This window comes from Arthrobacter sp. NA-172 (assembly GCF_043952055.1).
Taxonomy (GTDB): domain Bacteria; phylum Actinomycetota; class Actinomycetes; order Actinomycetales; family Micrococcaceae; genus Arthrobacter.
In genome coordinates this window covers 2,200,783-2,221,968 of sequence record NZ_JBINOT010000001.1, presented here as the reverse complement: position 1 = coordinate 2,221,968, position 21,186 = coordinate 2,200,783, and the positions used below count along the sequence as shown (strand labels likewise).

At 64.1% G+C, this 21,186-nt stretch carries 20 protein-coding genes and 2 pseudogenes; 13 read left to right on the top strand and 9 right to left on the bottom strand.

Annotated features, from left to right (window positions below; all coding sequences use genetic code 11):
- Window positions 1–2 precede the first annotated feature (2 nt).
- Window positions 3–1,880: an ABC transporter ATP-binding protein gene (locus tag ACF0H6_RS11000; RefSeq protein WP_395249933.1), complete on the bottom strand. Its 1,878-nt coding sequence runs from the start codon at window positions 1,878–1,880 to the stop codon at window positions 3–5.
- 124 nt (window positions 1,881–2,004) lie between these two features.
- Between ACF0H6_RS11000 and ACF0H6_RS10995 the strand changes: the two genes are divergently transcribed.
- The gene (locus tag ACF0H6_RS10995; protein ID WP_395249628.1) at window positions 2,005–2,568 is read left to right on the top strand and encodes a MarR family winged helix-turn-helix transcriptional regulator; all 564 of its coding nucleotides are present in this window, start codon (window positions 2,005–2,007) and stop codon (window positions 2,566–2,568) included.
- Window positions 2,569–2,701: 133 nt separating this feature from the next.
- Entirely contained in the window at window positions 2,702–2,980 is a 279-nt protein-coding gene (locus ACF0H6_RS10990) for a YciI family protein (protein WP_395249627.1), read from the top strand.
- A gap of 73 nt (window positions 2,981–3,053) precedes the next feature.
- On the opposite strand, the gene ACF0H6_RS10985 is transcribed toward ACF0H6_RS10990, so the two are convergent.
- The 3 genes from ACF0H6_RS10985 to ACF0H6_RS10975 are packed head-to-tail and all read right to left on the bottom strand — an operon-like array spanning window position 3,054 to window position 5,120.
- Window positions 3,054–3,416, bottom strand: coding sequence for a YciI family protein (locus ACF0H6_RS10985; RefSeq protein ID WP_395249626.1), 363 nt, complete (start codon window positions 3,414–3,416; stop codon window positions 3,054–3,056).
- Window positions 3,413–4,750: an RNA polymerase sigma factor gene (locus ACF0H6_RS10980; RefSeq protein ID WP_395249625.1), complete on the bottom strand. Its 1,338-nt coding sequence runs from the start codon at window positions 4,748–4,750 to the stop codon at window positions 3,413–3,415. Before ACF0H6_RS10980 ends, ACF0H6_RS10985 begins: the two co-directional genes overlap by 4 nt.
- Before the next feature lie 43 nt (window positions 4,751–4,793).
- On the bottom strand, window positions 4,794–5,120 hold the full coding sequence (locus tag ACF0H6_RS10975) for a YciI family protein (RefSeq protein ID WP_395249932.1): 327 nt from the start codon (window positions 5,118–5,120) through the stop codon (window positions 4,794–4,796).
- 166 nt (window positions 5,121–5,286) lie between these two features.
- Here ACF0H6_RS10975 and ACF0H6_RS10970 point away from each other — a divergent pair, with 166 nt between their 5' ends.
- Together ACF0H6_RS10970 and ACF0H6_RS10965 are read left to right on the top strand one after the other, a co-directional pair.
- Entirely contained in the window at window positions 5,287–5,982 is a 696-nt protein-coding gene (locus tag ACF0H6_RS10970) for a maleylpyruvate isomerase family mycothiol-dependent enzyme (RefSeq protein WP_395249624.1), read from the top strand.
- A 121-nt stretch (window positions 5,983–6,103) separates the two neighbouring features.
- Window positions 6,104–6,652: a hypothetical protein gene (locus ACF0H6_RS10965; RefSeq protein WP_395249623.1), complete on the top strand. Its 549-nt coding sequence runs from the start codon at window positions 6,104–6,106 to the stop codon at window positions 6,650–6,652.
- Window positions 6,653–6,671: 19 nt separating this feature from the next.
- On the opposite strand, the gene ACF0H6_RS10960 is transcribed toward ACF0H6_RS10965, so the two are convergent.
- From ACF0H6_RS10960 to ACF0H6_RS10950, 3 genes are all read right to left on the bottom strand, one after another.
- Entirely contained in the window at window positions 6,672–7,298 is a 627-nt protein-coding gene (locus ACF0H6_RS10960) for a DUF2510 domain-containing protein (RefSeq protein ID WP_395249622.1), read from the bottom strand.
- A 71-nt stretch (window positions 7,299–7,369) separates the two neighbouring features.
- Window positions 7,370–8,074, bottom strand: a complete 705-nt coding sequence (locus ACF0H6_RS10955) for an alpha/beta fold hydrolase (protein WP_395249621.1) — start codon at window positions 8,072–8,074, stop codon at window positions 7,370–7,372.
- 50 nt (window positions 8,075–8,124) lie between these two features.
- On the bottom strand, window positions 8,125–10,047 hold the full coding sequence (locus ACF0H6_RS10950; protein ID WP_395249620.1) for an FAD-binding monooxygenase: 1,923 nt from the start codon (window positions 10,045–10,047) through the stop codon (window positions 8,125–8,127).
- A 446-nt stretch (window positions 10,048–10,493) separates the two neighbouring features.
- Between ACF0H6_RS10950 and ACF0H6_RS10945 the strand changes: the two genes are divergently transcribed.
- From ACF0H6_RS10945 to ACF0H6_RS10905, 9 genes and pseudogenes are all read left to right on the top strand, one after another.
- On the top strand, window positions 10,494–11,978 hold the full coding sequence (locus ACF0H6_RS10945) for a fumarylacetoacetate hydrolase family protein (protein WP_395249619.1): 1,485 nt from the start codon (window positions 10,494–10,496) through the stop codon (window positions 11,976–11,978).
- Window positions 11,971–12,651: a GntR family transcriptional regulator gene (locus tag ACF0H6_RS10940; RefSeq protein WP_395249618.1), complete on the top strand. Its 681-nt coding sequence runs from the start codon at window positions 11,971–11,973 to the stop codon at window positions 12,649–12,651. Before ACF0H6_RS10945 ends, ACF0H6_RS10940 begins: the two co-directional genes overlap by 8 nt.
- Window positions 12,652–12,739: 88 nt before the next feature.
- Window positions 12,740–14,257, top strand: a complete 1,518-nt coding sequence (gene hpaE, locus ACF0H6_RS10935; protein WP_395249617.1) for a 5-carboxymethyl-2-hydroxymuconate semialdehyde dehydrogenase — start codon at window positions 12,740–12,742, stop codon at window positions 14,255–14,257.
- A 114-nt stretch (window positions 14,258–14,371) separates the two neighbouring features.
- Window positions 14,372–15,448: a 3,4-dihydroxyphenylacetate 2,3-dioxygenase gene (gene hpaD, locus ACF0H6_RS10930; protein ID WP_395249616.1), complete on the top strand. Its 1,077-nt coding sequence runs from the start codon at window positions 14,372–14,374 to the stop codon at window positions 15,446–15,448.
- Window positions 15,449–15,494: 46 nt separating this feature from the next.
- Window positions 15,495–16,281 (top strand): annotated as a pseudogene (hpaH, locus tag ACF0H6_RS10925) (2-oxo-hept-4-ene-1,7-dioate hydratase).
- A pseudogene (locus ACF0H6_RS10920) lies at window positions 16,266–17,119 on the top strand (HpcH/HpaI aldolase/citrate lyase family protein). Before hpaH ends, ACF0H6_RS10920 begins: the two co-directional pseudogenes overlap by 16 nt.
- A gap of 105 nt (window positions 17,120–17,224) precedes the next feature.
- Window positions 17,225–17,662 (top strand): hypothetical protein, encoded by a 438-nt coding sequence (locus tag ACF0H6_RS10915; RefSeq protein WP_395249615.1) that lies wholly within the window; start codon window positions 17,225–17,227, stop codon window positions 17,660–17,662.
- Between the two features lie 169 nt (window positions 17,663–17,831).
- Complete coding sequence (locus tag ACF0H6_RS10910; protein ID WP_395249614.1) at window positions 17,832–19,040, top strand: aspartate transaminase; 1,209 nt, start codon at window positions 17,832–17,834, stop codon at window positions 19,038–19,040.
- Window positions 19,041–19,085: 45 nt separating this feature from the next.
- Entirely contained in the window at window positions 19,086–19,760 is a 675-nt protein-coding gene (locus tag ACF0H6_RS10905) for a 4-carboxy-4-hydroxy-2-oxoadipate aldolase/oxaloacetate decarboxylase (RefSeq protein ID WP_395249613.1), read from the top strand.
- Window positions 19,761–19,886: 126 nt separating this feature from the next.
- Here ACF0H6_RS10905 and ACF0H6_RS10900 read toward each other — a convergent pair whose 3' ends face one another.
- Together ACF0H6_RS10900 and ACF0H6_RS10895 are read right to left on the bottom strand one after the other, a co-directional pair.
- On the bottom strand, window positions 19,887–20,108 hold the full coding sequence (locus tag ACF0H6_RS10900; protein WP_395249612.1) for a hypothetical protein: 222 nt from the start codon (window positions 20,106–20,108) through the stop codon (window positions 19,887–19,889).
- A gap of 134 nt (window positions 20,109–20,242) precedes the next feature.
- Window positions 20,243–21,175: a LysR substrate-binding domain-containing protein gene (locus ACF0H6_RS10895; protein ID WP_395249611.1), complete on the bottom strand. Its 933-nt coding sequence runs from the start codon at window positions 21,173–21,175 to the stop codon at window positions 20,243–20,245.
- Between the last annotated feature and the right edge of the window lie 11 nt (window positions 21,176–21,186).

Below are 21,186 nucleotides of genomic sequence, written 5' to 3'. Positions count from 1 at the left end.
CCTCAGCCCCTGCCAGCCTCAGCGGCGGCGAACCCCGCGGTCTCCCTACCCTCCACGAGCCGCTCATATTCGCCTCCTGCATCGCGAAGCTGGCTAGGGATGCCGAGCTCCACGATTGCGCCGCCGGCCAGAACTGCCAGTTGGTCCGCTTTCTCGACCGTCGAGAGCCGGTGGGCGATGGTCAGGGTGGTCCGACCAACGGCCAGCCGGTCGAGCGCCGCCTGCACCTGCACCTCGGTGGCGTTATCCAGGGCGGAGGTAGCTTCGTCGAGGACCAGCACTTTGGGATTGCGCAGGATGGTTCGGGCAATGGCCAAGCGCTGCTGCTCTCCCCCGGAGAACCGGTGGCCCCGCGCGCCAACCACGGTGTCGAGGCCGTCGGGCAAGCTTGCGATCAGATCCGCGATCTGCGCGGAGCCCAGCGCGCTCCAGAGGACTGCGTCGTCGGCGTCGGGCGCTGCGAGCAGCAGGTTTTCCCGGATGGTGTCGTGAATCAGGTACGTCTCCTGGGACACCACACCCACGATTTTCGTCAGGTCCTCAGGGGCGATATCCCGGACGTCCACACCGTCAATGGTGATCCGTCCTGCTGTGGCGTCATGCAAGCGCGGGACCAGCGAGCCAAGTGTCGATTTTCCGGAGCCCGTGGGACCCACGATTGCGGTGCTGGTGCCGGCCGGAAGCGTAAGGTCGATGCCGAGCAGAACGTCAGTGCCGCCGTCGTACGCGAAACGGACGCCCTCAAAACGGACCTCGCCGCGCGCTGCAGCCGGATCGAGCCGGACGGGCCGCGCCGGGGCAGTGATCTCGGGAGCCAAGTCCAGGTACTCAAAGACGCGGCTAAACAGGGCCATCGCTGTGACCCATTGGACGCCGAGGTCCAGCAGGCTCATAACGGGGCGGAAGATGGCGCCCTGGAGTGCGGTAAACGCGACGAGCGTGCCAATGGTCATGCCTCCGCTCGTGACGGGCAAGCCAGCGGCCAGGTAGATCAGCGCCGGAATGGCCGAGAAGATGATGCCCATCGTGGACATCCGCCAGCGACCAGCCAGCTGGGAGCGCATCTCCAGGCCGATCAGCCGTTTGGAGCTTTCCGTGTAGCGGTGGGCGTCGCGCTTAGTGGTTCCGAGGGTTTTGGAGAGCCGGACGCCGGAGACTGACAGCCCTTCTTCGACCTGCGTGTTCATGGTGGCCAATTCGCTTTGCAGCGTGGACGTGAAGTTGCGCCGGAGCAAGGCCACCCGGCGGGTGAACCAAACAGCTGGTGGGATCACTATCAGGGACAGGAGTGAGAGCCCGGGTGAAATGGCCACCATGGCAATGGCTGTGGCGATCGCCGTGGTCAGGTTGGACGCAACACCGGTCGCGGTGGAGGTGATGACCTGCTGCAGGCCGGAAATGTCGTTGTTCAACCGCGACTGCACCTCGCCGCTGCGGGTCCGGGTAAAGAATCCCAGTGATTGCTGCTGCAGGTGCGTGAACAAGCGCGTGCGCAGCGTGTGCATGATCTTCTGGCCCATGCCCGTGGTCATCCAGGTCTGCATCACGCCAATGAGTGCGGTTGCGGCTGCCACGGCGATCAATCCGGCGGCCAGCCACGCGAGAAGCGGCAGATCCTTGCCAGGGAGAGCGACGTCGATGATGTGGCGGACCAGGAACGGCTGCGCCAGGCCGATGATGCTGGAAGCGCTGATGAGAAGCACGACGGCGGCAATGGTCACTTTGTGCGGTGTGAACAGCCCGGCGATTCGTTTGAGGCTCACGGGATGCTGTTTCAGCTGCGTGCGGTCGGCGGGATTGAGGCGAGCGGGGCCGCGGCCGGGACCTCTTACTCCGGGACCTCCTGCGCCGGAGCTGCGGGTGCCCTGGCTGGGCAGGATTGTGGGTGAGGATGTTCTCCGTCATAGCACCACCTCCCGTGGTGAACGGGGCGCGGGAATCGCAACCAATAATGAAGAGGTTACCTCACTATGTGGTAGGTGGTCAAATTGCTAGACTGTCAGCATGCACTCACAGCCCTCTGATTCCGCCGATCTTGGCGATCTCTTCCACGCTGCTTTCCGGGGACTGCGCCGGACCTGGGCCGAGCAGCTGGCGCCGTGGGACCTGACGCCGCACCAGTGGCGGGCGCTGATGACCCTAATGCGACGGCGTCCGTTCGGTTCTCCGACGGCAGGGGGCCCGGTTGTCGGCTCGCCTCGGGGGCAGGGCGTGGCGCCGGCGGACTCGCCTGTGGGGCAGAGCGTGGCGCCTGCCGACTCGCCTGCGGGGCAGGGTGCCGCGGCGGCCGGGGACCCGATGCGCCTGAAGGACCTGGCGGAACGGCTGCGTATTGCGCCGCGTTCGGCGACGGAAGTGGTGGACCAACTCGAGGGCAAGGGCCTGGTCCGTCGCGAGCCCGATCCCACAGACCGGCGGGCCACCCTGGTCACGGCCACCGCGGCCGGCCAACGGCTTTTTGCGACGATCAGTGCCGAACGGCGCGGGAAGTCTTCCGAGTACTTTGCGCGGCTCAGTGCCGGGGATCGCGCTGAGCTAGCCCGGATTCTGGGGGAACTGGGCGATTGAGCCCAAGTGATTAGAGCCCAGGGCGTTCGTGGGGAACCGAAGGGAGTGGGAACCGTATTGGCTTGTCGAGTCCCCCTTCCGCAGGGCTACGATCTGCCTGTCAGCTGCTGATCATCATGGGTAGGATCGGGCCATGGAATTCGTCGTGATGTACAGCTTGCGCGAGGGTGTTGATCGTTCGCGCATTCTCGAGACGTATCCGCGCCACAAGGCCTTCTATGAGGCGTTCCGTGCCGACGGTGGCGGGCTTGTTGCTCTTGGCTCGTTTCAGACCCCTGACCCGGCTGCCGGGTCGATGGGAATCTTCACTTCGCGCGAGGACGCCGAGCACTTCATCGCCGGCGATCCGTTCGTCATCCAGGGCCTCGCGGACCCGCGAATCCTTGAATGGAACGTTGTGCGTTTCGAGTAGCTATATCCCCGTTCGGCCGGGCGCCAGAACGTAGCTCATAGCCTGTTCACGTGGCGCGTTGCAGGCACCGGGCTCAGGCTCGTAGTACGTCCTCGCGGCGCGGGTCTATCGCGCGTACTTCGATTGGCCACAGCTTGGCCTCTCCCAACTTGCCTGCGATTTCCACAGCGCGGGCCATGTCCACGCAGTCCACGATGTAGTAGCCGGCCGCGATTTCCTTCGTCTCGATAAACGGACCGTCCGTCACAGTGAACCCGGCTCCGTTGTTTCTGACGAATTTGGACTCCTCACCCAGCTCATGGGCCTCCACGAATTCTCCCGAGGCCCTGAGTTCCTGCTGCAACGAATTGTGCGCCTCCATGATCGCCTCGATCTCCGACGCGGGGAGTGCGTTCCACGTGTCCATGTTGTTTTGAATCAGCAGGAGGTGTTTCATTCGTGCTCCTTTTCGGCGGATTGGGTTCGCCCGTTTTCGGCGGATTCTGAGGAAAGTCCGGGGCTGGTCTCCGCTAAGCGTTTACCGAGGTAGCGGCGCTCCGCCTCAGAGGGTGCGAGTTCCAGGGCCCGCTGATATGCGTTCCTGGCCTCTGTCTTCCTGCCCAGGCGGCGCAGGAGGTCGGCTTTCGCGGCAGGCAAGAGGTAGTACCCCTCGAGTGATCGTGTTCGGTCCAGCTGATAGATCAGGGCAAGCCCCGCCTCCGGTCCTTGGGACATCGCGACGGCGACGGCCCGGTTGAGCTCAACCACCGGTGACGGAGCAATGTGCGCCAGGGAGTCGTACAGCATGGCCACCCGGGCGAAATCTGTACTGCTGGAAGTGCGGGCGGTCATGTGGCACGCCGCAATGGCCGCCTGGAGACGGTAGTTCCCTGGCCGGGAACGGCGTGAAATTCCTGACCGTTCAGCAGCCGCAAGCAGCGCCACGGCTTCTGCGATCTCGGCCTGATCCCATAAATCGCGGTCCTGCTCCTCCAATGTCACCAAGTCACCCGCGGCGTCCGTTCGCGAGCTACGCCGGGCATGATGGAACAGCATGAGCGCCAGGAGGCCCGCGGCCTCGGCTTCATGGGACGAACCGTGGAGCAACGAAACAAGCAACCGGTTGAGGCGAATCGCTTCCCGGACAAGAGGTTCGCGGATCAACGATTCGCCACCGGTAGCCGAATAGCCTTCGTTGAACATGAGATAGAGCACGACCAGGACCCCGGCGGTGCGTTCGGATCTCAGCTCAGGCGGCGGTACCCGATAGGGGATTCCGGCATCCCTTATCTTGGCCCGCGCGCGGACGAGCCTTTTGGACATGGTTGCTTCCGAGACGAGGAACGCACGCGCTATCTCACCGGTCGTCAGCCCCGCGACCGTGCGCAGCGTCAGTGCCACCCGCGCTTCGAGCGGGAGGGCAGGGTGACAGCAGGTGAAGATCAGCCGCAACCGGTCGTCGTCGGCCCCTGGATCGCTGCCCGCATCTTCAGCCAGCCCTTCGAGCTCAGCGAGAATCGCGAGCTCACGGACGGCCCTCTTTTCGCTGGCCGCACTCCGCATTCGATCGATCGCCCTGTTCCTGGCCACAGTTGTCAGCCACGCCCCGGGGTTCCGCGGAATGCCGTTCTCCGGCCAGTCGACCAAGGCGCGGGCGAACGCATCCTGGACACAATCCTCCGCCAGGCTCCAGTCGCCCGTCACGCGGATGAGAGTTGCGGTGATTCGCGCCGTCTCCTCTGCGGAAGCGGTCTCGACGGCGGTCCTTGCGTCAGTCAGCTCTGGTGCCACTTCAGCGCTCCTCGATCAAAAGTGCGGCCCATCGGCCGAACCGCTACAGCCCGAGCGGCCACACAGGCCTGATCTCGATCTTGCCGAATTTTGCCATGGGATGCTTAGACGCCACCTCAATTGCCTCATCGAGATCGGCACACGCGATGATGTCATACCCGGCGATCCATTCTTTCGTTTCCGCAAACGGCCCATCCGAGACGACCACCTCGCCCCCTCGCACCGTGACGGTGGTCGCATCCTCGACGGGGCGCAGCCGGTCACCATGACGGGAGACACCCCGCGCTTCCATCTCGGCCACCCATTCCACGATATTGTCCTCGGCTGCGACATATTTCGGCGCGGCGGGATCGCTACAAATGAAAAGCATGTACTCCACGATGACTCCTTCTTGTCGGTTGATACATCAGTACGACGGCGGAGACGTCGCCAAAAGGACATCGCGTAGGAAAAATTTGTCGTCTCGCCGTTTTCCCGCGACATCGCACGATTTTCCGCGACACTGGCCGCCCGTGATCGCGCGTTATGCTCAAGCAATGTCGCCAGATCGCTACATTTCCGAGCTGTCCACCTTCGTCCATCAGCTCAGCACCCTTGCGAGGCAAACCGAAGCCCAGCTGACACGTTCCGTTCCAACATGTCCGGGTTGGTCACTCGATGGGCTTTTTGGGCACATCGGTTCAATCGAACGGTGGGCTGCGGAAATTGTGCGCCATGGGAGGTACGTCGAGCAATCGCCCGCACCGTCCTCTGGCGGAGCAACCTGGTTCCTCGAGGGAGCAAACGCCTTCCTGGAGGCAATCGAGGGAGTGGACCCCGAAAAAGAATGCTGGAATTTCGGTCCGCCTCCGCGAAAGGCAGGATTCTGGCTTCAACGCCAGGCTCACGAACATGCAATCCATCTTGTCGACGCCTGCCTGGCATTGGAAGCGGAGGCCCCCGGCTTTGAACGGGACTTCATGATCGACGGAATCGACGAAGTCTTGGCAATGTTTGCCCCGCGCCAGCTGCGGCTGGGACGGATGCCGCAACCGGAAGCGGCGGTGACCTTCGAGGTGCCGGAGGCCGGTAGCTGGACCCTCGGACAGGGGCCGGTTGGAGCGTCGATCACCGCGCCTCTGCACTCTATGTACCTCGGCCTCTGGGGGCGCTCAAACCTCGCGGAATCCGCGGTCATCCAAGGCGACGTTTCGCTCGCGTTCCGCATCATGGAAGGCCCGATCACGCCCTGAGAATCCGGGGGTCTCCATGCGGCAGCGGATGAAGCCGCGAGACCATCCGGGTGTTGGCTGTAGAGCTCGGCGGGGAACCGCGTGCCCCACAAGTTGCCGCACAGTAGGTAGAGTCGATGCCATGACTAGCCGGAAGGTTCCACGAGTCCTTGTCGCGCTGGCTTTCGCTTTGTGCCTGACGGCGCTTGCATCGGCGGAACCGGCGGCGGCTGAATCTTGCAATTCACCGGGCCTTCTGGGGCTGTTCGGGACCTGCTCTCCGGGAGGCTCTCCAACTCCCAGCCCGTCGGTCAAACCAACTACTCCCGCGCCTAGCGCGCCGGTCCAGCCGCAACCCCAGCCAGATCCGGGAACCGCGATTCCACCCGTCAGCACCCCGGCGCCTAACAACTTCGCTTCGTCGCAGCCGACCGTGCAGCCGCAGCCTACCAAGGCAACTCCCGCGGTTGCGGCGGGGTCCGCAGCACCCGTGCAGATCGCTTCGAGTCCGGCCCCTCCGACGCAGAATGCAGCGGTGGACGCCGCGGCCCCGCTGAGCCCCGGCGAGCCAGTCCAAACGAGCCAACCCGTGGCACCAACCGTTTCCGTGGCCGGGATCCTGCTGGCATTCGGTGGAGCCCTGATCGCCGCCGGCGGCGTAGTGGGCTTCAGAAGGTTTCCGCGGCCCTAGTCGCGCGGGGCTGCGTGGATCACATCGTCGGAAGCTGGGTAGCTATCGTCGAGAACATGACGGATACCTTGATGCTGACAATGACTACAGCCAGAACTGCCACACCAATCGTCGCCCATATCGGCGCGAGTCCGCGCCGTGGAGCAACTTGGTTGACGATGATGGAGCGGCCAATCACATAGACCTCCCGGCTTAGGAAAACCCAGGCCCAATGGAACGGACGGACAACGCCGTCTCTGTTCAATCTCTGCCAATCCAGGTAGGCCATGAAAACGGAGACCGCATAGATGAGCAGGGAACTGGTGACAATCAGAATGTACGGCAGAGTGAATATTGACGACATGTCTGCCGTCTGGACGCGTCCTGCGCCGATGGTCCTTAGCCGTAGGCCCGGGTTCCAGAAAAGCAGCATGATCAACGGAAGTGCGGGGAGCCCCACAATCAGCCAGATGAAGGCGTTGTAGACCGGAGTCTGCTGACTGATGTGCGGGCGCGCTGCGCGTTGAACCGGATGCTGCGGGCCTCCGAGGCCTCCCGTCCATGCCCTGCCGTCCCACCATCGAAGCTGTCCCGAACCTGATGGGTCCGGATACCAGCCCGGCGCGGGTGCAGGGCCGGGTGTTGCTCTACCGGGTGGGACGCTCACATGTTCCTCCTCATAAGGGCTCTTTCTTTCTGAGACTATATTCGGGCTGCCTGAGGATCCACCATGAACCCCTACTCTGTCCGTTCGACCGCAGTGAGAATGGCTTCCCCGAGTTCAGTGGGCTTGGTGAATTGGGGCCAGTGACCGGTGGGCAGATCCATGAATTCGACGTCCTTGATACGGCGGAGCTCGGCCACGAAGGGGTGGCCGGATTCGATCCACTCTGCCAGGAGGCTGGAGGGGAATTCGCACGCGATGATGGTGGCCGGGACGTCATAGCGGCGCACATCGTGCAAGCGTTGCTTGTCCGTGGTCACGTCCTTCGGTTCCGGGATGGCGCGTGAGCGGAAGGCGGCCCGCAGTTCTTCGCTGAGGTCAACCAGGTCTTCATCCTCGAAAAGTTCCCACGGCGGCAGCGGTACGGCGTCGCCGTCGACCGGTAGTTCATCGTTGATGACCCCGCCCTCGCCGAGCGGGCCGCTGTCCACGTAAACAGCGCGGACCACACGGTCCGGACGGGCGTCGACGGCGCCATGAATGATGGCACCTCCGCCCGAGTGGCCCACCAAGACAACGGGATTTCCGACGGCGTCTACCGCAGCCACCACCGCGTCAATGTGATCCCGCAGGCCGATACCGGATCTCGGGGCATCAACCGCCTCCAGTCCGGGCAGGGTGAGCGGGTGCACCCTATGTCCTGCTGAGACAAGGGGAGGAGTGACTTCCGACCACGACGACGCGTCCAACCAGAATCCGGGAACCAAGATGATGTCCATGCCGGTACCCTACGGCCAGCCACCGACAGAATGAACCCTTCGGCGGAGCGTTACACCGTTTCGGGCAGCCCGGCGCGCTGGAGGGGTGCGAAGAACGCGGCAAGCTCCGCCGTCGCCGTCAAGGGCAGTACGTTCGCGACGTACTGATCCGGGCGCACCACCACCACGACGCCGCCACGGTCGAGGCCGCGCAGCTCGAAGATGTCAGCCGTTGGATCCGTGGCGTAGACCTTCTCGAGGTAGGTGAGCTTGAACGGCCCCACCTCCGGCTTGAACACCGACGGTACCGAGTTGATGTCGATGCTCGCGTGGTCCTGCTGGTAGATGACCTTCACGTCGAACCATGCGTCAACATCAGCGCCCGACGGCGTAGCGGCCAGCGGCGAGTCCGGCGAGTTCGCGATCCACTCGGCAAAGTCGACGACGGGCGACGGCGCGCCTGCCGCCGTCGAGTCGGCGCCTGGCGTCTTCGCGTCAGCGAAGACGTAGATACGCCACCGTCCGTCTGCTTTGGCGTGGTGGCCAAGCTGCATCGGGTTGGTGTCGCAGACGCGTACCACCGGGGCGGACTTGAAACGCTTACCGATGGTGAAGCCAGTGGCCAGGTCCTGGTGTGCGGGCTCCGCGATGAGCATGCTGGGCGCGTACTGCGTCATGAAGCCGGCGGGGAACTCTGCCGTGCTCACATAGAAGTTCTCAAGCTCCGTGGGGTCTTCGAACTCCTCGGGCTTTTTGGCCATCAGGGTGGACCACTCTTTGTCGAAGTCGATGAGGTTCTTTGCGATGACCTGACGCTCGGCCGAGTACGTGGACAGCAGGGCTTCGGGGCTGCGGCCCTCAAGGACGTGCCCAAGCTTCCAGCCCAGGTTGAATCCGTCCTGCATGGAGACGTTCATGCCTTGGCCAGCCTTGGCGCTGTGCGTGTGGCACGCATCGCCAGTGATGAAAACGCGTGGAGTCCGTGTGCCGCGCTCCTCCGGCAGAACGTCGTCGAACCTGTCCGTGAGGCGGTGGCCGACTTCGTAGACGCTGTGCCAGGCGACGTTACGGACGTCGAGCGTGTAGGGATGGAGGATTTCGTTCGCCTTGGCGATGATCTGCTCAATGGTGGTGTTACGCACGGAGCGGTGGGCGTCCTGCGAGACTTCGCCCAGGTCCACGTACATGCGGAAGAGGTGGCCGCCTTCGCGTGGGATCAGCAGGATGCTGCCGCCTTGGCCGGACTGGATGGCACACTTCAAGCGGATGTCCGGGAAATCGGTGGAGGCAAGGACGTCCATGACACCCCAGGCGTGGTTGGCCTGGTCACCGGCGAGAGTGCAGCCGATCGACTCCCGCACCTTGCTCCGCGCACCATCGGCGCCGACAACGTACTTGGCCCGGACAATGCGCTCCCGGCCTTCGTTCGGGCCGGCGGTGTGGAGCAGCGTTACGGTGACGGGGTATTCGCCTTCACCAGTGACCTCGAGGCCGCGGAACTCGAAACCGTAGTCGGGAGACATTCGGGTGGGGGAGTTCGCCATGAACTCGGCGAAGTAGTCCAGCACGCGGGCCTGGTTGACGATGAGGTGCGGGAACTCGCTGATTCCGGCGGGGTCGTCGACGGCGCGGGCGGCGCGGATGATGCGCGACGGGTCCGCGGGGTCCGGCTTCCAGAACGCCATCTCGGTGATCCGGTACGCCTCGGCGATAATCCGCTCGGCGAAGCCGAAGGCCTGGAACGTCTCCACGCTCCGGGCCTGGATGCCGTCGGCCTGGCCGATGGCGAGCCTTCCCGGGCGACGCTCCACGATCCGGGTGGTGATGCCGGGGAACTGGGACAACTGCGCAGCGGTGAGCATGCCCGCTGGCCCGCTGCCCACAATGAGCACGTCGACCTCGTCTGGAAGGCCCGAAGGGCGATCGATGCCTACGCCTGCGGCCGGCTGGACTCGAGGGTCACCGGATACGTAACCGTGGTGGTGGAACTGCACGGGAATTCCTCACTTCGTTGTGTGGCGGTCTATTCGTTGTTCAATATTGGAACACGGTGTTCGATAATAGAAACGAATCTTAGTCCAAGACTCTACAAGGGCGTGACGCGCGTGACAAGGCCCCTGCGGCTGGTAGCGCGGAGCGCCGTTGGAACGCGCCTGGAACGCGCCTGGAGCCGCGTGGAGCCGCCTGGTTCGCGAAGCGCGATACATTCTGCTGGATCATCCGCTCGTAGAGGGTCCGGATTCCGCGTCATTCCGGCAGAGACGGATTTGCCCGGCCGGATGATTGAGCAGAATCGACCGACCTCCGCATTGAGCAAGCCATGCCTCCGCTGCTCGTCGGGCCGTTTGGCCGGAAATCGGAATAATCAAGGGGGTTGACGCCTCCCGAACCTTGGGCCATAGTTTTCGTATACGATTTCGTACTCGATGAGGAGTAACTCTTGGAACAGGTCACCGACCATCTCCTGGCCGCGGCCCGCAAGGTCATCGCGGTGCATATCAACTACCCCAGCCGGGCGGCCCAGCGCGGCCGCACGCCGGAGCAGCCGTCCTATTTCCTGAAGCCTTCCAGCTCCCTGTCATTGAGCGGAAGCCCCGTGGAACGTCCGGCCGGGTGTGAACTCCTGGGCTACGAGGGCGAGATCGCGCTGGTCATCGGCACGCCGGCCCGGCGCGTGGGCATCGAGGACGCGTGGGGCCACGTCGAGTGGGTCACGGCCAGCAACGACCTCGGCGTTTACGACCTCCGTTACGCGGACAAAGGCTCTAACCTCCGGTCCAAGGGCGGCGACGGCTTCACCCCGGTGGGCCCCGAGCTCATCCCGGCCGCCGACGTCGACCCCTCCCAACTTCGCATCCGCACCTGGCACAACGGCGAACTCGTCCAGGACGACACCACCGAAGACCTCCTGTTCCCCTTCGCCCGCCTCATTGCCGACCTCTCCCAGCTCCTCACCCTCGAAGCCGGCGACATCATCCTGACCGGCACCCCGGCCGGCGCCTCCGTCGCCCAGCCCGGCGACGTCGTCGAGGTCGAAGTCAGTGCCGGCAGCCTCAGTAGCGGCCGTCTGACCACCAAAGTGACGGAAGGTACGACGGCGTTCGCGGACTTCGGCGCCCGGCCCATGACCGATGACACGCAGCGGGAGGAGGCGTACGGTTCGCGGGAAGCAGCCGGGCTGCCTTCATTCAGCGCGCCGGTGACCGCTTTGTCCCCGGAGCTGAAGAAAAAGCTCGAGTCCGTCGCCACCGCGACCCTGTCCAGCCAACTGCGCAAGCGCGGGCTGAACAACGTGAGCATCGACGGACTCCAGGCCACCCGCCCCGAGCGCCGCGTCGTCGGCCTGGCCCGGACGCTGCGCTATGTTCCCAACCGCGAGGACCTGTTCACAACGCATGGCGGCGGTTTCAACGCGCAGAAGCGGGCCATCGACTCCGTGAACGAAGGCGAGATCCTGGTCATGGAAGCCCGGGGCGAAAAAGGCACCGGCACCGTGGGGGACATCCTCGCGCTGCGCGCCCAGATGCGCGGCGCCGCGGCGATCATCACCGACGGCGGCGTCCGCGACTACTCCGCCGTCGCAGGACTGGACATGCCCACCTACTTCGCCAACCCGCACCCGGCCGTGCTCGGCCGCCGTCACATCCCGTGGGACACGGACATCACCATCGCTTGCGGCGGAGCGACGGTGCAGCCCGGGGACATCATCGTGGCCGACTCCGACGGCATCCTGGTGATCCCCCCGGCCATCGCCGGGGAACTCGTGGACGAATGCATCGAGCAGGAGAAGGAAGAAACCTTCATCTTCGAGATGGTCAAACAGGGCAATAGCGTCGACGGCCTGTACCCGATGAACGCCGAATGGCACGGGCGCTACCAAGAATGGTCCGCACTGGAACGCCGCGAAGGAGTCCAAGATGACTGACACCGCCGTCGGGAGCCTCGCCTTGGGCGGGAAGACCGGGAGCAAATCCGAGCAGGCTTATGCCGCCGTCAAGGCGCGGATCGTGGAGGGCACGTACACGCCAGGCTACCGCTTGGTGCTGGCCAAGATCGCCGAGGACCTCGGCGTGAGCGTGGTGCCGGTCCGGGAGGCTATCCGCCGCCTGGAAGCCGAAGGGCTCGTGAAATTCGAGCGCAACGTCGGCGCCACGGTCTCCGGGATCGACCCCACCGAGTACCTGTACACGATGCAGACCCTGAGCATCGTGGAAGGCGCGGCTACTGCCTTGTCCGCACCGCTCATCGATTCGGTGGCTATTGCCCGTGCCCGTGCCGTGAACGCTGAGATGCGCGAGTGTCTGGAGCATTTTGACCCGGTCCGCTTCACCGCGCTGAACCAGGATTTCCACAGCGTGCTCTTTGAACACTGCCCCAATCCGCACATCCTGGGCCTGGTCCACAGGGGCTGGAACCGGCTCGCCTCGATCAGGGCCTCGACGTTCCGCTTTGTCCCCGGCCGGGCGCAGGAGTCCGTCAAAGAGCACGAGGCGCTGCTGAAGCTCATAGAAAGCAACGCCGACGCCGACACCATCGAACAAGCCGCCCGCCGCCACCGCAGCGCCACCCTAGACGCGTACCTCGCCCAGACCACCTAGAAGCAACGCGGGGTCACTTACGGCCCATGTCAGGCCCGATTATGGGCCGTAAGTGACCCCGCGTTGCACTAGTAAAGGAAGAGAAACAATGACGTTCACTGCACCAGAAACCACAGCTACCCACTACGTCCCGAAGGATCTCCCCACCCACATCCAGCACTTCATCAACGGCCAGTTCGTTGATTCCGTGGGCGGGAAGACGTTCGATGTCCTGGACCCGGTCTCGAACACCAACTACGCCACCGCCGCGGCGGGCCAGAAGGAAGACATCGACCTCGCCGTCGCCGCCGCCCGCGAAGCGTTCGTCAACGGCCCGTGGCCGAAGATGAAGCCGCGTGAACGTGCCCGCGTGCTGAACAAGATCGCCGACGCCGTCGAAGCCCAGGAAGAGCGCCTCGCCGAGCTGGAGACCTTTGACACCGGCCTTCCGATCACCCAGGCCAAGGGTCAGGCCCTGCGTGCGGCCGAGAACTTCCGTTTCTTCGCGGACCTGATCGTGGCCCAGTTCGACGACGCCATGAAGGTCCCCGGTTCGCAGATCAACTACGTGAACCGGAAGCCGATCGGCGTCGCGGGCCTGATCACGCCGTGGAACACCCCGTTCATGCTCGAGTCCTGGAAGCTCGCTCCCGCCTTGGCCACCGGCAACACCGTGGTGCTGAAGCCGGCCGAGTTCACGCCGTTGTCCGCGTCGCTGTGGGCAAACATCTTCAAGGATGCAGGCCTGCCGGACGGCGTGTTCAACCTGGTCAACGGACTCGGCGAGGAAGCCGGCGACGCGCTCGTGAAGCACCCGGACGTGCCCCTGATTTCCTTCACCGGCGAGACCACCACGGGGCAGACGATCTTCCGCAACGCCGCGGCCAACCTCAAGGGCCTGTCCATGGAGCTCGGCGGGAAGTCCCCGTGCGTCGTGTTCGCCGATGCCGATCTCGACGCCGCGATCGATTCGGCGCTGTTCGGCGTCTTTTCCCTCAACGGGGAACGCTGCACCGCCGGCTCCCGCATCCTGGTCGAACGCGCCATCTATGACGAGTTCTGCGAAAAGTACGCCGCCCGCGCAAAGAACATCGTCGTCGGCGACCCGCACGATCCCAAGACCCAGGTGGGCGCCCTCGTCCACCCCGAGCACTTCGAAAAGGTGGCCTCGTACGTGGAGATCGGCAAGTCCGAAGGCCGGCTTCTCGCCGGCGGCGGACGGCCGGAAGGCCTCCCCGCAGGCAACTACATCGCACCCACGGTGTTCGCCGACGTCGCGCCCGAGGCCCGGATCTTCCAGGAAGAGATCTTCGGTCCCGTCGTCGCGATCACGCCCTTCGAGAACGACGACGAAGCCCTCGCCCTGGCGAACAACACCAAATACGGCCTGGCGGCCTACATCTGGACCCAGAACCTGACCCGGGCCCACAACTTCGCCCAGAACGTCGAGGCCGGCATGGTCTGGCTCAACAGCCACAACGTCCGGGACCTGCGCACCCCATTCGGCGGGGTCAAAGCCTCCGGCCTGGGCCACGAAGGCGGCTACCGCTCCATCGATTTCTACACTGACCAGCAGGCCGTGCACATCACCCTCGGGACCGTCCACACCCCCAAGTTCGGCGCCTAGCACGCGAGTTTGTGTACACATCGTGCCCCTTAAACGCCCGCTAAAGGGACCTGATCTGTACACAAACTCCCGGCCCGTACCCCCTTTCGCGACTTTCAACGAAGAGAGAACCCCATGACCAACTTTGCACCCACCCCCACCGTCCCTGCCCCGGATATCGTCCGCTGCGCCTACCTCGAGCTCGTGGTCACGGACCTCGCCAGGTCCCGCGCGTTCTACGTTGACCTGCTCGGCCTGCATGTCACCGAAGAAGACGAGAACACCATCTACCTGCGCTCCTTCGAGGAGTTCATCCACCACAACCTGGTCCTGCGCAAGGGCCCGGTCGCCGCCGCTGCCGCGTTCGCGTACCGGGTGAAGTCCCCGGCCGAAGTTGACGCCGCCGAGGCCTATTACCGCGAGCTGGGCTGCCGTGTGGAGCGGCGCAAGGAGGGCTTCACGAAGGGCGTCGGCGACTCGGTCCGCGTGGAGGACCCGCTCGGTTTCCCCTACGAGTTCTTCTACGACGTGGAGCACGTGGAACGCCTCACCCAGCGCTACGACCTGTACTCCGCCGGGGAACTGGTCCGCCTGGACCACTTCAACCAGGTCACGCCCGATGTGCCGCGCGGCCGGAAGTACCTTGAAGACTTGGGCTTCCGGGTCTCGGAGGACATCAAGGATTCCGACGGCGTCACGTACGCGGCGTGGATGCACCGCAAGCAGACCGTGCACGACACTGCCCTGACCGGCGGCAACGGCCCGCGCCTGCACCACATCGCGTTCGCCACTCATGAGAAGCACAACATCATCCAGATCTGCGACAAGATGGGTGCCCTGCGTATCAGCGACCGGATCGAACGTGGCCCGGGCCGGCATGGTGTGTCCAACGCCTTCTACCTGTACATCCTGGACCCGGACGGGCACCGCGTGGAGATCTACACCCAGGACTACTACACCGGGGACCCGGACAACCCCACGGTCACCTGGGATGTCCACGACAACCAGCGCCGCGACTGGTGGGGCAACGCCGTCGTCCCGTCCTGGTACACCGAGGCTTCCCTGGTCCTGGACCTTGACGGCAACCCGCAGCCGGTCATCGAACGCACCGACGCCTCGGAAATGGCTGTCACCGTGGGCGCCGACGGCTTCTCCTACACCCGCCAGGCCGACGGCGAAGCCGCCGGCTTCAAGGTGGGCTCGCAACTCTAAGCCCGCAACTCTCAGAGAACGTCAGCCAGCCGAACGGAGCGTGAAGATGCTTGACCCGAAGACGATAGAAACCATTGCGGACGAACTACTGGAAGCAGGCCGGACCAGGACCCCTGTTCCGCGCCTCACCGCCCGATACCCGGAGATGACGGTGGAGGATTCCTACGCCGTGCAGCAGTTGTGGCGCCGCCGCAACGAAGACGCAGGGCGCACGCTGGTAGGCCGCAAGATCGGGCTGACGTCCAAGGCTATGCAGGACGCCACGGGCATCACCGAACCGGACTACGGCGCCATTTTCGATGACATGGTCCTCGAGACCGGCTGCTCCGTGGCGTGGGACCAGTACACGCACCCGCGGGTGGAGGTGGAGCTCGCATTTGTGCTCAAACACGACCTCAAAGGGCCCGGTTGCACCATCTTCGACGTCCTGAACGCGACCGACTACGTGGTGCCTGCTCTGGAGATCCTGGAATTCCAGGATCGAGATGGAGGGCCGGACCATCGTGGACACCATCAGCGACAACGCCGCGATGGGTGCCATGGTGGTCGGTGGGCGACCAGTGAAACCGGACGCCGTGGACCTCCGCTGGGTTTCCGCGATCCTGTACAAGAACCAGACCGTGGAGGAGACCGGGGTCGCCGCCGGCGTCCTGGACCACCCGGCCAACGGGGTGCACTGGCTTGCCAACAAGATCGCCCCCCACGGTGACGGGCTGAAGGCCGGCGAAATCATCCTCGCTGGGTCCTTCACCCGCCCCCTCTGGGTGTACAAAGGGGATACCGTCCACGCCGATTACGGACCCTTGGGGGTTGTCACATGCCGGTTCGAGTAGAACCAGACCGTACGTTCCGTCAGGCGCTGCGCAATCAAAAAGGTAAAGCAGGCAGGCCCCTCGTCGGGATGTGGGTGTGCTCCGGCAGCCCGCTCATTGCCGAACTCTGCGCCGGTGCCGGCCTGGAACTGGCTGTTGATTGATGCCGAGCACAGCCCCAACGGCCTGGAATCCATCCTCGCCCAGCTCCAGGCCGTCCGCGGCTACCCCGTCCAGGCCGTGGTCCGTCCGCCGGTCAACGACACCGTGCTCCTGAAGCAATACCTGGACCTAGGCGTGCAGGACCTGCTCATCCCCATGGTCAGCTCCGCCGCGGAAGCCAAGGCCGCCGTCGCCGCGGTGCGCTACCCGCCCCACGGGGTGCGCGGCGTCGGCTCCTCTCTGGCCATGGGCTTCGCGCTGGAACCGCATCCCGGACTACCTCGCCCGGGCGTCGGAGACGGTCAGCGTCACGGTCCAGATCGAAACCTCCGCAGCCGTTGACGCGGTGGAGGACATCCTGGCGGTCGACGGCGTCGACGCCATCTTCGTCGGGCCCTCCGACCTCGCCGCGTCCATGGGCCTGCTCGGCGAGCAGGAGCACCCCAAGGTGCGCGCCGCCGTCGAACACTGCCTCACCGCCGCGAAAACCGCAGGTAAACCGGCCGGCGTGAACGCCTTCAACGAAGACACGGCTCGGGCATATATGACGGCCGGGGCCTCGTTTGTGCTGGTCGGCGCCGATGTCGCGCTGCTCGCCCGCGGCACCGAAGCCCTCGCGGACAAGTTCATCCCCACAGCCCCCGACGGCGGTATGGCGCCCGACGGCGGGACAGGTGACACGCCGTCGAGCTACTGAATTAGGTAGGTAGTCAACACTCTTCCGGAGGTTCCGGGACGGAGCTACATTGGATATCCCGAGGCCCCTCGGGGGCGGTCGAGGAGGGGGTCGACCGCAACTTCAATGGAGCATGCCGTGGTCGCGCAACCAGATCTCAATCCTCAAAAAACTGTAGCCATTGCCCAGCCGCCGGCTGGAAGGCGTTCGGGCCCCGTGGAGTACGATCTGCGGGCGGTTTACGTCCCGCAGTCCGGGCTGTTCCTGGATGACGAGGGGCGCGAATTCTTCGTAACTGCCGTGGAATTCTGGGAGCACGCGACGGTGGTCAGTCTGTGCTGGAAACGGAGGCCCATGGCGGGGCAGGGAAGTCCGCCCTTGGTTGCCACGGATGAGCACGACCGGGTGCTGGACGTGAAGCGCATCTGGAACGTTGGTGCGCGGTCGATCCAACATTTTGAGCCGGTTTCAACGGAAGCCCGCGCATTGACGGTGCTCATCGCCAGGAAAACAGGAACACAGGAACTGTTTGCCTGCAGGACGCCTCCGGCAAAGAAAGAGTGAGCCCGGCGGCTTAGACAGCCCGTCAGATTCGGCAAGTGGATCAGGCGGTCATAAGTGCCCCTTATTGGTCCACGCACATTAGGTCTTATCCACGGCGCCCGGCAGTGCCTAGTCTCGAAATTGGGGATTCGACACCCGAATCCTGAGTTTCACGATTCTGGAGAAGACAATGTCCGAGTACCTGCCGGCGTCGAGGGTGACACGCATCAAGTCCTCAGCGAGCGTGGCGGCCGCCGCCCGCGTCCGTGAACTACGTGCCGAAGGCATCCCGATTATCGACCTGACCGTCGGCGAGCCGGACTTCGATACCCCCGGCCACATCAAGGCGGCCGCTATCGAAGCGATCAACGCCGGCGAGACCAAATACACCTCGGTGACCGGAACGCCCGGGCTACAGACCGCCATCCTCCGCCGGATCGAAGGCCACACCGGCGTGCACTACGAAGCGAACCAGCTGACCATCGGCGGCGGTGCCAAGCAAGTTCTCTACGTAGCACTGATGGCATCGCTCAACGAGGGCGACGAGGTCATCGTCCCGGCTCCTTACTGGGTTTCCTACCCGGACATGGTCCTCGCCAACGACGGCACGCCCGTGATCGTCGCTTGCGGAGAAGACACCGGGTTCAAGCTCACGCCGGCGGCCCTCAAGGAAGCCATCACCCCCAAGACGAAGTGGCTCATCCTCAACGCTCCGTCCAACCCGACGGGGGCTGTGTACTCACGCGAGGAACTGCAGGCGCTGGGTGCCGTCCTTGAGGAATTCCCGCACGTCTATATCCTCACCGACGAGATCTACGACGAAATCCACTTCGGCGATGGCCGGGTGACCAGCCTCGTCACAGCGGTTCCGTCCCTCCGCGACCGCATCCTGCTGGTCAACGGTGTCTCCAAGGCCTACGCGATGACCGGTTGGCGGCTCGGGTACGGCGTTGGACCGGCGCCATTGATCGCCGCCATGAACAAACTCCAGTCGCAGACGTCCTCTTGCCCGTCGTCGGTCAGCCAGGCGGCCGCGGCAGCTGCGCTGAACGGCGATCAGTCCTTCGTGCGGGACAGCGTGGAGGTGTACCGCAAGCGCCGGGACGTCGCCGTCGAAGGCCTTAACGCCATTGATGGGCTATCCGTTGCGCCCGCCGATGGCGCCTTCTACGCGTACGTGAACTGCAGCGGGGTCATCGGAAAGACCGCACCGGACGGCACAGCCATCGAGAACGATCAGGACTTCACGTTGTATCTCCTCAACGCGGCCTCGGTCGCGGTCATCCAGGGCTCGGCCTACGGCCTCGGGCCCTACTTCCGGATCTCCTTCGCGACGTCCATGGAGACCATCAACGCTGGCGTGGACTCGATCCGCCAAGCCGTCAGCGCCCTCAACTAAGCCCTACGGGCACCCTGGAAGCCAGCCAAGAGAAAGTTGCAAGAAATGATTCACGTTAAGACCAAGTTCCAGAGGCCCGACGCCGACGTCGTCAGTCGTCTCGCAGCGTTCTCCTCTGCGACCATCCACGAGGCACAGGGCCGCCGGGGAGCGCTGAGCCCCAAGATCAAACCGATCGTCCGTTCGATGTCCTTTTGCGGGCCCGCCGTGACGGTGGCCTGTGCCCCGCAGGACAACCTCATGCTGCAGGTCGCCATCCACTACGCCCAGGCGGGCGACGTGGTGCTGGTCGGTGCGCAGGAATTTTCCGACGCCGGAACGTTCGGCGACGTCCTGGGCAATGCCATGAAGGCCAAGGGGATCGCTGCCATGGTGACGGATTCCGGTGTGCGGGACACCCAGGACCTCATCGAACTGGGCCTGCCCGTTTTCTCCGGGAGCATCTGCATCAAGGGCACGGTCAAGGAAACCCTCGGGCCGATCAACCATCCTTTGGTTTTCGGTGACGAGATCATCTACCCCGGCGACATCCTCCGCGGTGATGCTGACGGCGTCGTCGTGGTCCGCCGCGAGGAAGCAGAAGAGGTGATCGCCCTCTCCCAGGCCCGGGATGATGCCGAACGCGAGCTCATCAAGGCCTACCACGCAGGCGGTACCACCATCGAGTTGTGCGGGTTGACGGACAAACTAAAAGCCAAGGGTCTCCTGATCGAAGACTAGCGCCGAACATAAGGGAAGGCGCCTTGCGTAAAGCAGGGCGCCTTGTGGGTTGTGCTGGCGGGGCCCGACGACGACGGCGTCCGACGACGACGGCGGGCAGCCGGCTCGGTGGCGTGGCTGAACGAATCAATCCAGCCCGGGGTGTCCTGGCCGGGCGTCGATGAGATGCCACTCGATGCTGTTTCCGGCGTGGGCCGGCATAAGGCTTCCTTCGAAGACGAACAGGGGCTCGCCCACGCCTCCCCAAGGACGCCAGAAACCATTCCTTGGGCAGTGGAATCCGGTCCGCGCACTCATCGACCCGCGGGTTGTATTCGAAACCCAACTGGCCTGGTTGATCTTTTTCACCGCTGTTTCCTTTGATCGGGTTCACGAAATCCGCGAGCCATATCGAATTACTTGATAATTCGATAATAGGAAATTAAAACGCGCGTGAATAAGACCAAAGCTGTCTGTCTAGATAAGACAATGTTATGGATGGATCAGGCTTGGGAGGGGTCTGCCGCGTACTTGGTGATCAGCCGATGTTGAAGCATTTCCTTGACGATGATCAGCACGGCCGAGGCGGCCTCGGACAGCGGCTCATGGTCGGGAGTGCACAGGGCGATTTTGCTTTGCAGCGCGGGTTCGATGATCCTCAGGACCTTGAAGTTCTCATCGGGGAAGAGCGCATTGGCGGCGGACTTCGGCAGGACCGTGGCGCCAAGGTTTGCGCGGATGAGCCGAACAAGCGATGGCACGGATTCCACTTCTCCGATCAGGCGCAGGGGCAAGCCTTGGTCGGCCAGTCCCTTCTCGATGATCTGGCGCAGGGTGTGGTTCTTTTCGGGGAGGAACAGCCCAAGGCTGCTGGCTTCTTCAAGGGTGACCGTTGACCGGCCATGGGCCACGTCGACGTCTTCATGGGTGACCAGGTGTAGGTCTTCCACGATCATGGTGGTGAACTGCACCCCGCGGATCTTCCCCGGCTCGTAGATTAGTGCCATGTCCAGGCGGCCATTCTTGATTGCCTCGCTCAGCACACCGCCGAAGATCTCTGTCAGGTGCACCACGATGTCCGGGTATCGCCGGCCCACCTCTCGGATGATCTGCGGCGTCAGGCTGGAGGCCATGCTGTACGGTGCGATGGCGATTGACACCCGGCCCGACGGCGCCGCCCCGGACGCAGCGACGTCCTGCCTGGCTTGTTCCACGAGCCGCAGGATGGTCTGGGCGTGCCGGTACAGCGTGTGTCCAGCGGCAGTCGGCTCGACTCCTTGCTTGCTGCGGATCAGCAGGCGTTGCTTAAGATCGGTTTCCAGGGCAGACACCTGCTGGCTGAGGGCAGGTTGGGCGACATGGAGTGCAGCGGCCGCTTTGGTGATGCTCCCCGAATCAACGATCTTCACGAAGTATGAGAGCTTCCGCGTGTCCATGGGTCTGCCTT

Bases quoted from the DNA above. Each gene is read 5' to 3' on its own strand.
- ACF0H6_RS10995 (WP_395249628.1), top strand. From the start codon at position 2,005: ATGCACTCACAGCCCTCTGATTCCGCCGATCTTGGCGATCTCTTCCAC.
- ACF0H6_RS10990 (WP_395249627.1), top strand. From the start codon at position 2,702: ATGGAATTCGTCGTGATGTACAGCTTGCGCGAGGGTGTTGATCGTTCG.
- ACF0H6_RS10985 (WP_395249626.1), bottom strand. From the start codon at position 3,416: ATGAAACACCTCCTGCTGATTCAAAACAACATGGACACGTGGAACGCA.
- ACF0H6_RS10975 (WP_395249932.1), bottom strand. From the start codon at position 5,120: ATGCTTTTCATTTGTAGCGATCCCGCCGCGCCGAAATATGTCGCAGCC.
- ACF0H6_RS10970 (WP_395249624.1), top strand. From the start codon at position 5,287: ATGTCGCCAGATCGCTACATTTCCGAGCTGTCCACCTTCGTCCATCAG.
- ACF0H6_RS10965 (WP_395249623.1), top strand. From the start codon at position 6,104: ATGACTAGCCGGAAGGTTCCACGAGTCCTTGTCGCGCTGGCTTTCGCT.
- ACF0H6_RS10955 (WP_395249621.1), bottom strand. From the start codon at position 8,074: ATGGACATCATCTTGGTTCCCGGATTCTGGTTGGACGCGTCGTCGTGG.
- ACF0H6_RS10940 (WP_395249618.1), top strand. From the start codon at position 11,971: ATGACTGACACCGCCGTCGGGAGCCTCGCCTTGGGCGGGAAGACCGGG.
- hpaE (WP_395249617.1), top strand. From the start codon at position 12,740: ATGACGTTCACTGCACCAGAAACCACAGCTACCCACTACGTCCCGAAG.
- hpaD (WP_395249616.1), top strand. From the start codon at position 14,372: ATGACCAACTTTGCACCCACCCCCACCGTCCCTGCCCCGGATATCGTC.
- ACF0H6_RS10915 (WP_395249615.1), top strand. From the start codon at position 17,225: ATGGAGCATGCCGTGGTCGCGCAACCAGATCTCAATCCTCAAAAAACT.
- ACF0H6_RS10910 (WP_395249614.1), top strand. From the start codon at position 17,832: ATGTCCGAGTACCTGCCGGCGTCGAGGGTGACACGCATCAAGTCCTCA.
- ACF0H6_RS10905 (WP_395249613.1), top strand. From the start codon at position 19,086: ATGATTCACGTTAAGACCAAGTTCCAGAGGCCCGACGCCGACGTCGTC.
- ACF0H6_RS10895 (WP_395249611.1), bottom strand. From the start codon at position 21,175: ATGGACACGCGGAAGCTCTCATACTTCGTGAAGATCGTTGATTCGGGG.